Source organism: Paenibacillus sp. B46(2026) (assembly GCF_056786355.1).
In genome coordinates, this window is the sequence record NZ_CM165907.1 from 6386092 (window position 1) to 6401233 (window position 15142).

Annotated in this window: 17 protein-coding genes and 3 pseudogenes; 7 read left to right on the plus strand and 13 right to left on the minus strand. The window is 45.7% G+C overall.

Translation table 11 applies throughout. The annotated features are described in order from the left end of the window. Positions 1-118: 118 nt before the first annotated feature. The gene (locus AC1S8V_RS28255) at positions 119-1003 is read left to right on the plus strand and encodes an IS110 family transposase (protein ID WP_482071626.1); all 885 of its coding nucleotides are present in this window, start codon (positions 119-121) and stop codon (positions 1001-1003) included. Between the two features lie 238 nt (positions 1004-1241). On the opposite strand, the pseudogene AC1S8V_RS28260 reads toward AC1S8V_RS28255, so the two are convergent. Together AC1S8V_RS28260 and AC1S8V_RS28265 are read right to left on the minus strand one after the other, a co-directional pair. Then, positions 1242-1823: pseudogene (locus AC1S8V_RS28260) on the minus strand (alpha/beta fold hydrolase); the annotation flags it as partial. Between the two features lie 215 nt (positions 1824-2038). After that, positions 2039-2412 (minus strand): annotated as a pseudogene (locus tag AC1S8V_RS28265) (LLM class flavin-dependent oxidoreductase); the annotation flags it as partial. Positions 2413-2599: 187 nt separating this feature from the next. On the opposite strand from AC1S8V_RS28265, the gene AC1S8V_RS28270 reads away from it, so the two are divergent. Together AC1S8V_RS28270 and AC1S8V_RS28275 are read left to right on the plus strand one after the other, a co-directional pair. Further along, entirely contained in the window at positions 2600-2998 is a 399-nt protein-coding gene (locus tag AC1S8V_RS28270) for a hypothetical protein (protein WP_482071627.1), read from the plus strand. A 117-nt stretch (positions 2999-3115) separates the two neighbouring features. Continuing rightward, entirely contained in the window at positions 3116-3691 is a 576-nt protein-coding gene (locus AC1S8V_RS28275) for an SDR family oxidoreductase (RefSeq protein WP_482071628.1), read from the plus strand. A gap of 442 nt (positions 3692-4133) precedes the next feature. Here AC1S8V_RS28275 and AC1S8V_RS28280 read toward each other — a convergent pair whose 3' ends face one another. From AC1S8V_RS28280 to AC1S8V_RS28300, 5 genes are all read right to left on the minus strand, one after another. Further along, positions 4134-4277, minus strand: a complete 144-nt coding sequence (locus AC1S8V_RS28280; RefSeq protein ID WP_482071629.1) for a hypothetical protein — start codon at positions 4275-4277, stop codon at positions 4134-4136. A gap of 140 nt (positions 4278-4417) precedes the next feature. After that, positions 4418-4549: a hypothetical protein gene (locus AC1S8V_RS28285; RefSeq protein WP_482071630.1), complete on the minus strand. Its 132-nt coding sequence runs from the start codon at positions 4547-4549 to the stop codon at positions 4418-4420. Between the two features lie 168 nt (positions 4550-4717). Continuing rightward, positions 4718-4906 (minus strand): hypothetical protein, encoded by a 189-nt coding sequence (locus AC1S8V_RS28290; protein WP_482071631.1) that lies wholly within the window; start codon positions 4904-4906, stop codon positions 4718-4720. 169 nt (positions 4907-5075) lie between these two features. Beyond that, positions 5076-5537, minus strand: a complete 462-nt coding sequence (locus AC1S8V_RS28295; RefSeq protein WP_482071632.1) for a cupin domain-containing protein — start codon at positions 5535-5537, stop codon at positions 5076-5078. A gap of 129 nt (positions 5538-5666) precedes the next feature. Beyond that, positions 5667-6065 carry an alpha-helical endospore appendage domain-containing protein gene (locus tag AC1S8V_RS28300; RefSeq protein WP_482071633.1) on the minus strand — a complete coding sequence of 133 codons (399 nt, stop codon included), beginning with the start codon at positions 6063-6065 and terminating at the stop codon, positions 5667-5669. A 58-nt stretch (positions 6066-6123) separates the two neighbouring features. Between AC1S8V_RS28300 and AC1S8V_RS28305 the strand changes: the two genes are divergently transcribed. Both AC1S8V_RS28305 and AC1S8V_RS28310 read left to right on the plus strand, forming a co-directional pair. After that, the gene (locus AC1S8V_RS28305) at positions 6124-6249 is read left to right on the plus strand and encodes a hypothetical protein (protein WP_482071634.1); all 126 of its coding nucleotides are present in this window, start codon (positions 6124-6126) and stop codon (positions 6247-6249) included. 195 nt (positions 6250-6444) lie between these two features. Beyond that, positions 6445-6586 (plus strand): annotated as a pseudogene (locus tag AC1S8V_RS28310) (winged helix-turn-helix domain-containing protein); the annotation flags it as partial. Positions 6587-6677: 91 nt separating this feature from the next. Here AC1S8V_RS28310 and AC1S8V_RS28315 read toward each other — a convergent pair. The 6 genes from AC1S8V_RS28315 to AC1S8V_RS28340 form a co-directional block, all read right to left on the minus strand. After that, positions 6678-7631 (minus strand): helix-turn-helix domain-containing protein, encoded by a 954-nt coding sequence (locus AC1S8V_RS28315; RefSeq protein WP_482071635.1) that lies wholly within the window; start codon positions 7629-7631, stop codon positions 6678-6680. A 53-nt stretch (positions 7632-7684) separates the two neighbouring features. Next, positions 7685-7930: a hypothetical protein gene (locus AC1S8V_RS28320; protein WP_482071636.1), complete on the minus strand. Its 246-nt coding sequence runs from the start codon at positions 7928-7930 to the stop codon at positions 7685-7687. 215 nt (positions 7931-8145) lie between these two features. Further along, entirely contained in the window at positions 8146-8991 is an 846-nt protein-coding gene (locus AC1S8V_RS28325) for an oxidoreductase (protein WP_482071637.1), read from the minus strand. 22 nt (positions 8992-9013) lie between these two features. After that, positions 9014-9577 carry an NAD(P)H-dependent oxidoreductase gene (locus tag AC1S8V_RS28330; protein WP_188177638.1) on the minus strand — a complete coding sequence of 188 codons (564 nt, stop codon included), beginning with the start codon at positions 9575-9577 and terminating at the stop codon, positions 9014-9016. Positions 9578-10105: 528 nt separating this feature from the next. Continuing rightward, complete coding sequence (locus tag AC1S8V_RS28335; protein WP_315937438.1) at positions 10106-11059, minus strand: nucleoside hydrolase; 954 nt, start codon at positions 11057-11059, stop codon at positions 10106-10108. Positions 11060-11327: 268 nt separating this feature from the next. Next, on the minus strand, positions 11328-13559 hold the full coding sequence (locus tag AC1S8V_RS28340; protein ID WP_482071638.1) for an MMPL family transporter: 2232 nt from the start codon (positions 13557-13559) through the stop codon (positions 11328-11330). A 240-nt stretch (positions 13560-13799) separates the two neighbouring features. Between AC1S8V_RS28340 and AC1S8V_RS28345 the strand changes: the two genes are divergently transcribed. After that, on the plus strand, positions 13800-14426 hold the full coding sequence (locus tag AC1S8V_RS28345) for a TetR/AcrR family transcriptional regulator (RefSeq protein WP_482071639.1): 627 nt from the start codon (positions 13800-13802) through the stop codon (positions 14424-14426). A gap of 91 nt (positions 14427-14517) precedes the next feature. Further along, positions 14518-15108 (plus strand): GNAT family N-acetyltransferase, encoded by a 591-nt coding sequence (locus tag AC1S8V_RS28350; RefSeq protein ID WP_482071640.1) that lies wholly within the window; start codon positions 14518-14520, stop codon positions 15106-15108. The last annotated feature ends 34 nt before the right edge of the window (positions 15109-15142 follow it).

The following is a 15142-nucleotide window of genomic DNA, read 5'->3' on the forward strand; positions in this document are numbered from 1 at the left end:
GACCTCCAAAAGCCATGTTTGGGCTGGTAGGGGCAGTTGACCCCGTATAACAAGCGAAGCTATGGGTTTGGAACCATCGTGGAAAGGACCGGCGAAACGAAAGATAGGGAGTGAGGACATGGAACCTGTTGTTGGTGTAGATGTCGCTAAAGGTTCAAGTGTGGTACAGGCATTTCGAAAACGAAATGAGCCCGTTGGCACAGCAATAGTCATTGCGCACGGAGCGAGTGGGTTCGAACAATTCACGGAGATGTTAGGCGCACTTCAAGTCGAAACGGGTGTTGCTACAGTGGTCGTTTTGGAAGCGACGGGGCATTATCATCGTGCCTTGGTATCCTGTCTGAATCGGAGTGGCTACACCCACTACATTGTGAATCCCTTGCAATCCAAGCGAGCGAAGGGAGCGCAGTTACGCAAAGTTAAAACAGACGCTGCAGATGCTTGGCATCTGGCAGAGATGTACTATCGTGGCGACGTGAAGCCGCATCGAACTTGGGATGAGACGTTTACGGAGCTACAGCATTTGACTCGGCAGCATGAGTTTGTCACGGGAATCTTTGTACAGGCGAAGCTGAACAGCAGAGCCTTACTTGTGCAAGTGTTTCCAGGGTATGAGCAGGTATTCTACAATGTGTTTTCAACAACATCATTGACAGTGCTGTCTCATTGTTTGGAGGGAAGTGTGGCGAATTGGAATGAAGTCATTCAGGAAAATTCGGGACGATCCCATTCCAAGCGATGGGCCTATGAAAAAGCCAGAAAACTGGAGGAAATACTGGGTGAATGGGGAGAAACTCGGCGTAGCTCTAAAAGGCTTAGACGTTCGCTGTATTTAGCGGTGCAATGCGGAATGCGAAAGAATGTCAATGCAAGAATCCGTTCGTACTACGAGAAAAAAAGAAAAGAGGGCAAGCCCTACAAGGTGGCCGTGATTGCCTGCGCGAACAAGCTGTTGCATCACATTTTCGCCATCTTGCAGAAGGGACAGCCCTACCAAGCTTAAACCATATTTAACCAAAACCTCCATAGCCGTGGAGGTTATTCGTGTTGGTCGGAAAAAGTATACCACGAAAAGAGAACTCATCCAACCAGAAATGCTTGACAAACATTAGCTGGTTTTTGTTTCCTGCTTATTTCTTGTTTTTTGCTATCGCATCTAGATGCGCGGCTAACACATCGGGTTGCGATATAAACGGAGAATGGTCTGAGTCTAAAGTAATGACTTGCTGGCACGGGGACTCCTAATGCATTTGCCTTTGCAGGCGAATCGAAATCGCCTTATCCTTTAAAGTCTGGGAATAAACGCGGGGAATTCTTCCGAAATTCTTATCGGTCATCGAAACCGGCGTTGCGAAAGGAGACAACGGCTCAAGACAGAGCCTCTCTTTCGCTTTCGCAACGTCTTCTTCCGAGCAATCGCCATAAAAGGAATCCTTAATGAGTTCGTCGTTAAGTGCCATGTAGATTTGATCTTCGCTAAAAAAAACGACGGAGGGCGAAGCCGTGTCCCTTTTCTCGCTTTGAGCGATATCCATCAAGGATTGCCCGTATTTCGGGAGGTAAGCGCAAAGATAGACCAGTGTCTGAATCTTCTCGGCACGGTATTCCGCTGTCTGCGTGATGACAAGACCAGCCATGCTGTGCCCAACCAAAATCACTTTTTCGTTTTCGTCATCTAATATACGGTCTAATCGATCGGTGTAATCCTTCAAAGTGACCGTGGACACCGGCGCTTTATCCAATCCATGACCAGGCAAATCAAAAGTTACTACGCGATGCCCTGCTTCTTGCAAAGGATGAATCATTTTCTCCCAGCACCAAGATCCGTGTACAAAAAAACGTACTCATCAAATCACTCCTAATTCATTTTCTTTTATTTTTTAGCCGTGTATTTTCGAATGACCGGCGCGATATGTGTTGCAACCAGCTCAATGTTGCTTGCTAACTTGTCGTACGGCACTCCGCCAAGATCCATTTCCAGCAGCACGCGTTGATGACCATACAAATCATATTATGCAGGATTTTTTTAACGATTGTTCGAACCTCTGCCGGCGATGAGTTCGTCGCGCCCGTTCGAAATCAGATCGATCGTTGCAAAGTCCTCAAACATGCGAACCGGATCATGCACGCTAAGCACCGTCGCCGAACTAGCTACTTTGATCTTTTGGGTTGCCTGCGCGATTGCGCCTAAAATGCCGAATGCGCCTGAGTTGCCGTGTCATCCTGATGTCTTTCGCCAACGGCAAATTCGTCCAGCCCCGCTTCATCGGCAAGTTTACTTGCCTCGCTTAATTCTAAAATTCGTTGCTAAGTACTGATCTTGCGGCCAGTGTGCGGGTTTTCCACATGATCTCCAACCGTATAGAAACCAATTTCCATTCCTTTATCAGCATCGATTATATATTTTTTCACAAAAAGGTAACCATAATCCGCATTTTGGGACAGGAAGCATAAAAAATTAATGGATCAGAACCTTTTGTTCCATAGACGATATCTATATCAAACCTTAAATATATCAATTACGTGTATGACGCGTTTATGTATTAAACTGAGGTTACAAAAAAAAGACATAACTTTTGCTGTAAAGGAGAGAATCATAATGGATTATAACTATAATTATAATAAAGCACACATTTTTTGGGATGATGTAATCGAGACAGTTGTGATACGTTGGCATTCCTTTGCTTCGGGTGAAGAGTTCCGCAAACCTTTAGACAAGTTGATTGAAATGGCCGCCAGCAGGAAGGCCAAGAAAGCCTTGTTTGATAATAGTCACGTATTGGTTCTAAAGGATGACATGAAATGGTTTACTGATGAGTGGCTTCCAAGACTATTGCAGTCAGGAATTCAATTCACGGCTACTGTTAATCCAAAGACTTCGGATACCGTTAATGATGTAAACCCTGAGGCGACCGACATAGAATCAACACCATTCATCCATCATGAATTTCATGGCGTGCACAGCGCAGTCGTGTGGTTATCAGAAGTAGCCGTGTAATATAGATTCGCATCGGGTCGAGGTTGGAAGCTGAGGAATAGGAGAGATGATACATGTACACACTACTAGGATCCGTTATTGCTATTGTACTCATTGGAGTGTTTACGTACTTTAAAGATGGAAGAGGACAAAGGGAAAGCTATCAAAAGAAGTATTCCGCTTCTAAGCATTAATCCCGCTGCAAGCCACTGTCTGCTCATCGAAGGCGATTTACGTCGATCCGCATTCGCCACGGAAATCGTAAAGAAAACGCTTGAGCAATTCGGTAGAATTGATACCCTGATCCATAATCAAGCTGTTGCCTTCTATAAGGACAGTATGGATATCTCTGATGAGCAGATGGAAGATACCTTCCGAACCAATACGTTTCCTCTCTTTTATCTAACGAAGGCCGCGCTGACTTATATGAAACCCGATAGCACGATCATTAGCACAGCATCAATTACCGCTTATGAAGGATGGCCGTTTTTCCTAGACTATGCGGCATCAAAAGGAGCCTTGATTTCTTTCACTAGAGCCTTATCGAAGCAGTTGGTGGATCGGGGCATTCGGGTAAACACAGTAGCTCCCGGACCCGTTTGGACTCCTCTCATTGTGGCCAGTTACCCCGCAGACCAAGTCAAGATTTTCGGACTTCGAGGTGCCCATGAAAAGAGCTGCTCAAACGTTCGAACTTGCACCTACTTCCGATGACTCTTCGTATGTAACCGGTCAGGTTCTTCATGTTAACGGTGGTGTGAGCACGGAAAGTTAGTACATCGAAAAAGGCACTACCTGTCCAAGAAATGCAGGACAGGTAGTGCCTTTTTTTCAAACCTCAACATTTAAACCATTCAATTGCTCTGTAATTTTGTAAAAGAAGTAGATCTTACTGCATAGTGTTCATTCATACAAAGTATTTACAATTGACTTTGGTTTCAATCGCCATTTAATTGAGTTATTGCTCGGTTGTTTGGGGTTTAGCATAGGCAGGCTATTATAACGATTAGAACTACTTAACATAATCTCTCTCATGATACCATCAACATCGTTGAACCGAGCAGCCTCAGGTAGAAATTGAATCACCGCGCGAAAATTTTCTAAAAAGGTGATGCTGTTGTTGCATTGTACGACTTCCTGTATTCTGCAAATTGGTCTAAACATCTTTAATCACATAACGACCTACATCAGCATGAGCAACATTTTTTCCACCAAAGTCAGATGTAATAACACCAGTTACTACAACTACAAAAGACAAGACAGCTAATACAAGTTTGTGAACGTTAAAAATAGAATTCATTATTCTACTCTTTCAATTTTATATTTTCTACTTTTTTATGGATTTTGATCAATGAATTTACATCAGGGAAACGCAGAAAGCAGCCCACCCTCGTCGATGAGGATGGACTGCTTTCTTCTAGAAATTCTTATTGGCGCCATTTAACCAAAATTTTGATACTTTTGGAGGCAGTCATTTCCTAATGGAAGGTGAACGGGAGGATGCTCGGAATCCGCCAACGCAATAAATGCTTGAGCCAGCTTTTTTGGATTACTCGGCTGTTTTTTATTCACATCGGTTGCAAAGCTCCTCATGGACCCCTACGTTTCCTCATAGTCCAAGATAATTTGCTTTGAACGAGTTAGCGATGTGGCATCCAAAAAAAACCGTTCTAAAGAAACCAGGAGCGACAATTGTAGCATGAATGCCCTGTGGCGCCAATTCCAAGGCAAGCGATTCTGTTAATCCTGGATAGCTTGTTCTTCATTGTTGATGTCCAGTTGGACAACTTTAAGGTTATCGGTATCTCCTAATTTCACGGTCAAATCATGAATCGAGCCTCGTACAGTTCCCACAACTTTATCCCCGGATTCCAGTACGGCTTTTGCGCCAACCCGATTTCTCTTGATGTCCGGTAATAAACCATACATTCTGCTTTCTAATACGTATTCCCCGCCTCCTGATTAAAATACGTGCTTATTATGACCATTAATGTTTTTTTCTATTCCAAACATGCCTCTGGAGAGAACCTTTAACAAAAAAAGGGACAGCACAGCAGTTCCTGTACTGACCCGTAAGTCCAACTTATATTTTGACGAATTACAAATTCTTTAGTTGTAGCAACGGCGGCCCGATAATCCAAGTGTCATACCGTTCAGCCAATTGCACAATATCCTCCAGGGAGTGCTGGCTGATTTGAGGGAAGAAGTCATCGACTCCACCCGGCGCGAAGGTAAAGAGAAGTCTGCCTGCTTCCGTTCCGACGTTGGCCCAAGCATGCGGGACGCCGCGAGGCACTACTACGCTTGTGCCAGGCGTGGCATCAAATTCTTCATCGCCGCATTGAAAACGAAAGGTCCCTTCAAGAATCTCGAATATTTCTTCCCGTTCCTTATGAATATGCTTCGGCGGGCCCATCAAGGATGGTACTCTCGCTTCTATTACTGTAACTGCGCCGTTGACTTGATTGCTATGGATGCGAATGGCCATCTGTTCGCCTGGCATCGTGTTAAACCATTTTAGATCCGTTGCGTATGTAACTACTCCTGCTGTTTGTTTCAATGCGTTCTCTCCTTCATGTGTTCATCCAGTTTCAGATCCAAGATTATTTATTGGGATCCTATCATTAATAATAGGCACATATGCGGAAAGATACTTTTCCATGAAGCTCATTTTATTTGTCTATTTAGTTCAACCCAACTCGTTCTGCCAAGAAATACTGAGCTCCAAGTCCTCCTCTAATGGAAAATGTCCCGTATTTAACAAATGGATTTCTATATTCTTCAGATCTTTGGGGACAGATGGGTCACCATATTCAGCTTCATCTGGTGGATCATTTGTTGCTTGGCGATGGTATCGAGTATGCCATTCACGCTCTCGTTCACGGCAAAGTATGTCCCCCATCGTTGGCCGGGGACCGTTTAACCCAGGTAAGGTGCCCAACGCATACTGGATTTTTTCCCCTTCCGCATTGATGATGTGGGACAGGCCTAGTTCGCTCATCGCCAAGGAAGAGATCAGCAGGTTGATGACCTCATCCCGGCTTAACGATATACTGGGTGTAATATTCGGCAAATGAGGTTGAGACATCCGTGATACCCTCCTTCTTGAACACGCACTTTAAGGTAAAATCCAAAAAGTGGTTACATTGGCTGAAACCACCGCCCCATTCTGGATGTTGCTTGTGACCAGTTGCAACCGGGCAGTGGATGCGGCTGTGGTGACATCGACAAGCACCGAGCCGTTCAAAACGTATCGGTTGTCGAATGGGTGACTTGAATTCGACTGTAATCGAGATTGGAAAAAGAACCGCCATCCAGTGAAAGGGGTAATACAACGGAGTAAACATCGTTGGTGGCGGGACTGTTGATCACTTTTACAGAATAACCGAAATGATACAAATATCCGACCTCCAGCTTGACCGTGTCGCTCCCATCCAGGGGGATGACTCCGTCGGAGATCACTGAATCGAGGCATTGATTACCATGTTAATGAACGTTCCATCGACTTTCATATTACGAATCTACGGAAGAAGATCGAGAGAGACCCCAAAAAGCCGAAAATATATCCAAACGATATGGGGTCTAGGCTATCGATTTGCAAAACCTTAAAAATTGTGTCATAAGTGGGGAAGCTTGGGGGATGGGGAGAACGGGATAGTCCGTGATTGCCATCCGCTACGTCTTCGTCAAAAGATTTGAATCAGATTTTAAGGGGAGGCCCATGATTGGGCTTTTGCTTGGGCTTTTGCTTGGGGTGCTTGCATGTGGATGGAGCCACGCCAAACCTCTCTTTAAACACCTTGGAAAAATGAGCAGCACTCTCAAATCCTGTCGAAAAACAAACATCCGTAACGGATAAAGAGGTGTGAAGCAGCATTTCTTTCGCGATATCCAATCGGCGATTACGGATCCAGCGTACAGGTGATGTTGTATTATAGATCGCTTGGAAATCTCGTTTAAAAGCTGATAAACTTCTGCCTGATAAGTAAGCAAGATCATTTAGCGAGACAGGGTTGGTTAGATTCTGCTCCACCACCTCCGTGATGCTCTTCCTCTTTGTACGTTTGAGCTGTAAAAACTGGTATAAAAACTGTTCGTCAGCATCCGCAACATCAAACAATAATTCCAACAATTTCACTTTAATTAATCCATCCCTAATGTTATCAGTTTCCTTGAAATACGGTTTCAACGAATAGATATAATTAATTAATCGTTCATTGACCGCTTTGACAGATACCGGTACTAACGCTGATGGATAGATACTTTCGAGATATACCATTTTGATAAATTCGGTGAGTAGCTCTTCTTTAAGAAAGAACATCATATAGTCCAAAACATAGTCAGAACCTTCTTCTCCCGATTTCTCATATTCAACCATGATCGATTTCTGCAGCAGAACCATTTCATTCTTCCGTACGATATATTCCTGACTGCCGAATCTTACCGTATAGGTTCCCTCTAGTACAAACAAAAGCAGATGATCCTCCAAAAACATGGTTCCCTTTAAACCTTTTGTAAAGGTACAAGACTCGACAACTGTAAGACCTTTCATCTTCAAGATCCCTTGATTAAGAGGTTCTCTGGCCAGACCGTGAGGAACCTTTATTACTTTTTCGGCTCGTAAAGACAACTGTATTTCCTCCTTATTGTTCAACTGCTAGGAGCGCCTCGTTAGTAACAAGGACCATACTTAAAAGTAGTATGATCCTACCGACCCTGGTGATTGGTGGCGAACTGCAGTACATATCCTCTGCGATTGCTCTGTTCCGGTATGGCCATGATCTCCGCACAGTTCACGAGAATGTGAAGGAGACGGCGGCTTGTTCCATCCAACGGTAAAGTATCTTTGGATTTATATTTCCCGACCTCTTGGCTTCTTGTACTACTTGTTGCTTTTACTCGATCGTAAACTGTCTTCGTTGCATAGTAAATCCCCTCCATTGGCTCTGACATCTAGCTTTCCCGATTGAGTACCTGGACTCAAATCCAATTTCGGGGCTTAAGAGATATTAATAAAGACCTATCGAATCGATCCTAGGCGAAAAGCAGAATGAAGGTACCAAACTTAAGCGCCATCCACAGGTGAAGTTGTTCGGTGTATAACGATCGGAATTGAAAAACCGGAGTGCGAACGCCCCCGGTTCAATTGAATGTATTCGACTTAGAAATTAGACATCATCATGATCTGTACCTGTAATAACGTCATGCCATGCATGTATATCTTTTTCAAAATTAGCCGTCTTTTCCCGGTATCTTTGCAGCGAATCCTTGCCAAGCGGCAAGTGGACCGGCGGCTTCTCCGCGTTTGCAACCTGTACGATTGCCTTGGCCAACTTGACGGGATCGCCCGGTTGTTTCTTATTCGCTTGGGTAGCAAATTTTCTCATTTCTCCTACCGTTTCCGCATAATCCGGAATGATGTTACCAGACCGCGTTAGCGACGCAGCATCCAGAAATTCCGTACGGAAGAAGCCCGGGGCTACCACCGTCGCATGAATCCCAAGCGGAGCCAATTCCAATGCAAGTGACTCCGTCAATCCTTCAACAGCGAACTTCGTTGCACCATACACGCCCCATCCAATATAACCGCTCAATCCGCCAACTGATGAGATATTGATGATATGTCCAGAACGTCTTTGACGCATATGAGGCAGGACCGCCCGGGTCACATTCAACAAGCCAAAAACGTTGGTTTCGAAGTTTTTCCTCACCTCTTCAGCAGTGGCTTCTTCAACAGCACTCAACAACCCAAATCCTGCATTATTGACAAGGACATCAATTTTGCCGAATTTCTGTACGGTTTGATTCGCAGCCGCTATCGCTTGTTGTTCATCGTTAATATCTAGAAGAACAACTTGAAGATTCTCCGGATTTCCTAATTTATCAGCTAATGACTCCGCCGAACTCCGGACCGTTGCAACAACATTATCCCCGGTTTCCAACACAGCCTTCAGGATTTCAAAACCAATACCTCTTGCTGCCCCGGTGATAAACCAAGCTTTTTGATTTTTCATATTACTTCCTTCTTCCTTAGTCTTATTTTTGTAGTACGTTATCTGCTTGGAACCTCATAATCTCATCAGCAAGCAGATATTCTGCATATTGCCGAGAGCTCGATATTAATTCTTCCTCGCTTTTATCATCTGTATCAAAGATCGTGAAAGGCCTCAAGAAGTCGGTTTCGATTAAATTACTGGTAGCATGGAAAGGGCTAAGGAGCTCATGAATCGTATAAAGATCACCGCCTCCAGGCTGATAATCAATTTCTGAGCCACCTATAGAAATTGCCAACCCAAGTTCCTTCCCTCGCAGCTTTCCACCTTTCGATGTATAGCCCCAACCGTAAGTCAGGACATCATCCAACCACTTCTTGAGAAGCGGAGGTGAACTATACCAATAAAACGGAAACTGGAAAATGATCCGATCATGCTTTTCCGCAAGTTCTTGTTCTGTTTGAACATCAATCCGCCAATCTGGATAGGATGCATATAAATCATGCACGGTAATCTGATCCGGATACTTCTTTACTTCCTCAATCCAAGCCTTGTTCACTCGAGATTTGCCCATATTAGGATGAGCGACTAGTACCAAAGTCTTCACGATTACCCCCCTCCTATTCTCGGAATTCGTATTTTTACTTCCTTCAGTATTTGCCTTGTACATATTGTTTATGAATCTCGGATGATGTATTAACTTTAACGTATATTTGGGCTTTTCGCTTTTCTGTAAGGTCCGATATATTTGTTCATTTAGCTCATGCCCGTTTTTAGAAAAGAAAAATGTACCCACTAGAATTTCATTGGAAAAACCAGGGTGGTTATTCCAATGTCCCTTCTAGGGGTACACTGGGTTACGATTCATCCTTTGGTGAAATCCTGCGAATAAGCGAGCATTCGTGAGAAAACTGCATCGTACCGAGGGAGTTTAACTTGGAAACTATTTAAATAAATACCTAATCCGAAATGACACAATGTTCTTGTCCTCAGCTAAGGACAAGAACTTGGTTCCCTAAAACAAAAAAGCCGCACGGCAGGGAAGGGATCATGGGGTCAACCCCATTTCCGGACACTGCCTACGGCTTTATTTTTGTTGTACCTTTAAGGATGGCAAGCCTAACGGTTGCCTGAATTAGTAACGCTGTGGAGCAGCTTTTTTACCTAAATCCGTCATGTACGTAAAGAATGCTTCCGGATCGGTATCATACACCAGTTGTACGGGACGTCCATCTGCTTGCTCCACCGTGCGGCCCTGGCTAGGACCATCCGGGATAACAATACAGTTTACGGTTTTCTTCTTCACGATGTCCTCGCGTCCAACGGAAGCCGTTGTCAACACATCCCACAGATAGTATGTGGAATTTGTCTCACTGTACACCAGTGGCGGACAGCCTGCGTAACAGTTCCCCAGGAAATCAACGCCTTCGAAGCGACGTTCTGCTGCCCAGCGGTTACGAACGGCTGGAGTCAGAGGTACTTTGTTCGTGCTTTCCAGTGCAACCAGATCAATCTGGATGCCGCTCTGCCACACACGGTAAGCCGCTTCCGGGTCCCAGAATACGTTCCATTCAGCTGTGCCGTCATGCTCAGGCTCTTCTACGTTACCGCGCTCAAATGTGCCACCCATCCATACCAGCTTGTCGATTTTCTCTTCAATGTCTGGTGCTTCGTCGAGTGCACGCGCAAGGTCAGTCAGTGGGCCTGTGAACAGGAGCAACGTTTTGCCTTCGGTATTGCGCACTTTCTCGATCAGATGCTGGTGTGCCGGAACGGCAGAGAGTGGTGCTTCCATTTTACCGGATTCGTTCAGTACAGGAAGTGCATCTACATAGAAGGAATGCAGTCTCCACGCTGGAGGAAATGGATTTTTCCCTCTGGAGTTGGATTTGGATACCTCTACGGAATATGTACCGAAACGATCGATAATTTTGCGGCTGGCATCTGTTGCTGGCTCCAGATATCCGTCTGCCGGAATAACCGATACGCCGGTTACATGTACATTGTCCATTTGCAGAAGCATGAACAGCGATACGAGATCATCTACGCCGCCGTCATGGTTAAAATACACATTAAGTTGGTTCGTCATGCTTGCTTTCATCCTTCCCCTGGTTGTCCCATTGATGTTGATCATCCGTCTGCCCAAGGCCGACGCTCTCTCTATTATGTCCCATAACCCTTGGCTACGTAAACCTTCCCCATACAAAGAAAACAAGGATCACACCTCATCCTGCGGATATTTTACAGTTCCACCATTCCATCTCAGGAGAACACACAGTTCTACTCTCATTGCTCTAAAAATAAAGAAAAGGACAGCAGGCTTGAAGCACCGCTGTCATTGTCACCCAATCCATGCATTACATGGACTGGTTCTGTTTCTCCTCATTCTTCTCAGCAATCGGAACATACTTGCCTGGCCAGAAGGCCCATTTGCCCAGTAATGTTGTGATCGCTGGCACCATGAACGGACGAACAAGGAAGGTATCCAGCATCACACCTACAGCTGTGATAATCCCGAACTGCACCAACACCTGAATTGGCAATGTAGCAAGTACCGCAAATGTTCCTGCCAAGATCAGACCGGCAGAGGTAATAACGGAACCTGTCTCGCCTACCCCTTCCTTGATGGCTTGACGGAGCGGCATCGTTTTGCGTTTCTGCCAGATGCTTGAGATCATGAAGATGTTGTAGTCTTCACCCAGTGCCACGAGGAATACGAAGGAATACAGCGGAATTGCTCCCTGAATGGCATCTGCGCCAAGTCCATAATGAATGATGATCCAACCGAGACCCAGTGCAGAGAAATACGATAGAACAACCGTTGTGATCAGGTACGCTGTGGCTACGATTGAACGCAAGTACAATAACAGTAACAATGTAATTATGCCGATGACTACCGGAATAATGATCTTGGCATCGCGTTCTCCCGTCACTTCAATATCATACTGTTCAGCCGTCTGACCATCGATCCAGACCTGACTGGCCACATTGGTTACTCCAGCAGCTTGAAGCGCCTGTTCCGCAGTAGCCCGTAGATCCGGAATATGCTGCATTGCCTCCATGGAATATGGATTCAGATTAAATTCCACGTCATAAGCGGTAATGTTGGCATTCTCAGTACCCTGCTGAGCATCGCCTACTTTGCTAATGTAATCCAGCGATTCGAGACGCTGCTTCAGATCAGTTTCTTTGCCTTCGGCATCAATGATCACTTTGACTGGAGCCAGCTCCCCTTGGGAGAACTGTTCGCCGATGACGGTGAAACCTTCGCGGGAAGGCACATCCTCCGGGAAGGAAGACAACAGATCATACGTGAATTTAACCTGAGTAGAGAACGCCGCCAGTCCTCCCAGCAATACCAAGGTAATTGCAAGAACGGCCCATGGTTTGGTGACTACAACACGGCCAATCCAGCTTTCCTTGATTTTACGCGGAGCCGGGGCTGGTTTGCCTTTTTCTTTGGCACGTTCCACTTCCATCTCGTGTGTACGTGGTACGAATGGATAGAATGAACCCCGACCGAAGATCGCCAGCAGCGCCGGAACCAGCGTCAGACTTGCAATAAACATAATAAAGATGGACAGACTGAATGGTACGGCAAAACGATGATATGCACCATATTCAGCCAGCAAAAGCACAAGCAGTGCTGCAACGACCGTGAATCCACTCATGGCAATGGCGCCGGATGATCCGGTTATTGCCTGGAAGATGGCTTTCTTTTTGTCCGGCTCATGATAGAGAATTTGGCGGTATCTGGAGATCATAAACAGGCAGTAATCCGTTCCTGCTCCAAATAACAATACCGTCATGATCGAGATCGACTGTGCGTCCACCGTAATCCAGCCCTGATCCGCCATGAATCCGAGAATTGGGCTGGTCACCATATACGCGAATCCAACCGCAATAATCGGGATAATTGCCAATACCGGCGAGCGGTAGATCAACAGTAACAGTACTAATACCAGTACAACCGTAGCGATAAGCAAGGATACATCGGCAGAGGAGAACAGTCCGCTCGCATCAATGGATATTCCTACAGGTCCTGTTACACGGGCAATCAGTATATTGGTATCATCTATAGCTACATCGAACGGGTTTGCCCCGAAGATGTCTTGTGTTTTTTGCTCAAGCGCTTCAATGCCTTCCTTCAATTGTTCCGAATCAGCACCTTCATTGAAGAAAAGTGGCATAACCAAGGTGCTTCCGTCTTCCGATAGCTGGCCTTTCAATGCCTGTGGAGGCAATTGATAGAGTGGCACAACGGACTGCTGTTGTTCTACCGGATCTTGATCCAGTCGCTCCGTTAATGCCTGAATGTTCTGAATCTGCTCATCTGTCAGACCGCCGGCTTGACGCCATACGATCAGCGCGGGCAGTCCTTCACCACCAGGGAATTCCTTCTCGGCAAGTGCAGCTGCCTGAACCGATGGTTTGGACTCACTTAGATCCTGCGCGTTATTGGTTTCACGATCACCTACAGCGGGCCACACCATGCCAAGTACAACGGCAATAATGATCCATACCAACAGCGTAATCCATTTGCTTCGTTTGCCCGCAACCCAGCGGCCGTAACCCGAACCTTCCTGCATTGTTTCTTCATCTCCCTATTCTGTTTCTATGAAGCCCTGATATATTGCGTGTTCAAAAAGACGGTTTTCAGTACCGAGAAGATGGAATTTTTGAATAACCTCTATATGTGATGGTGTAGTAATGAACCACGGGTCATAGTATAATCAAGTTAATTATATATACCGGAAGGTTAATTTTGCAATGCCTAATTTTGTGAACACGTCTAACAACCGATTAAATATGTAAAGAGGTATGCACCTATGAGCAAAAAAACAAACATTTCCCGTTCACCGGGTAGACCCAAAACGGGGGCGGATCAAGCATCTGTGCAATCCAACATATTGATGACCGCTTCACGTCTGTTTATGGAATACGGGTATGAACCCGTCTCTCTCCAGCAGATTGCTTCGTTATGCAATGTAACCAAGGCATCGATCTATTATCACTTCTCCAGCAAAGCCGATCTGTTCACCGTTGCCATTACCCGCATGATGGCGATGGGCATGCAACAGACTTCTCTTCGTCTGGATGAACCCGGTCCATTGCAAGAACGTCTGGTTAAGGTTGCCGAAGCGAAGATGCAGCACTCCCATATTGAAACGGAGACCATGATGCGAGAAGCCGAGAAACATCTGGACATGGAGCAACTCGCTCAGATTCGGGAAGCAGAGGTTCGCATCTTTGAAGTGCTAGCCACCCACTTTCAGCAGGAGATGGACAACGGTTATTTGCGGACTACTAATCCCATGCTGCTCGCCCATGCGTTTACGTCACTGCTAATGCTCGCGAACCGCGAAGATGTACGCAACATGAATGGCGGCAGTATAGAGGAACTTGCACAGGAACTGGTGGCCCTGTTTCTGGATGGAGCGGTTAAGCGGAACTAAAGACCCTTCTATACGACTGTCAATGAGCAGCACACGATGAAGTTCGGAATGTTGACCCCTTATTCCAATCACATTTTAGGAGGAAACAACCATGTCACCACCAAAATCATCCCAACGTATCCCCCGTCTGCTGGAAACGCAGCGCATATACCTGCGTCCTTTCGAGATTACAGATGTGGATGTTTATTTCCCAGGTTTGTTTGACACCGAGATGCGTAGGCTGACGGGAACACAGAACAGTTTCACTCGCACTCAGGTTGAACGCTATGTTGAAAACGCCGCTCAGGATGACTCCAGACTCATGTTGCTTATTGCTTTGCAGGAAAATGATCAGATCATTGGAGATGTCGTCCTGATGGACATGCATGCCAAGAATCGCAGTGCACACATACGGATTGCCATCGATCAGGCGGAGCATCAAGGCAAAGGCTACGGCAGCGAATCATTGCTGCTTATGCTGGACTACGGCTTCGGCATCTGTAACTTGCATCGAGTCGAGCTTGAGGTTTACGCCTTCAACGAGCGAGCCATTCGCACGTATGAGAAACTCGGATTCCAGCGCGAGGGTGTGAAGCGGGATGTCTTGTTCTACAACCATCAATATCATGATGCGATTCAGATGAGCATGCTTGAGGAGGAGTTCAGGCAACATCATATGAGAGATCAGCCAGGGAATGATTGAGTTTACGATTAGCCAAAATCAAACCAAAAAACCG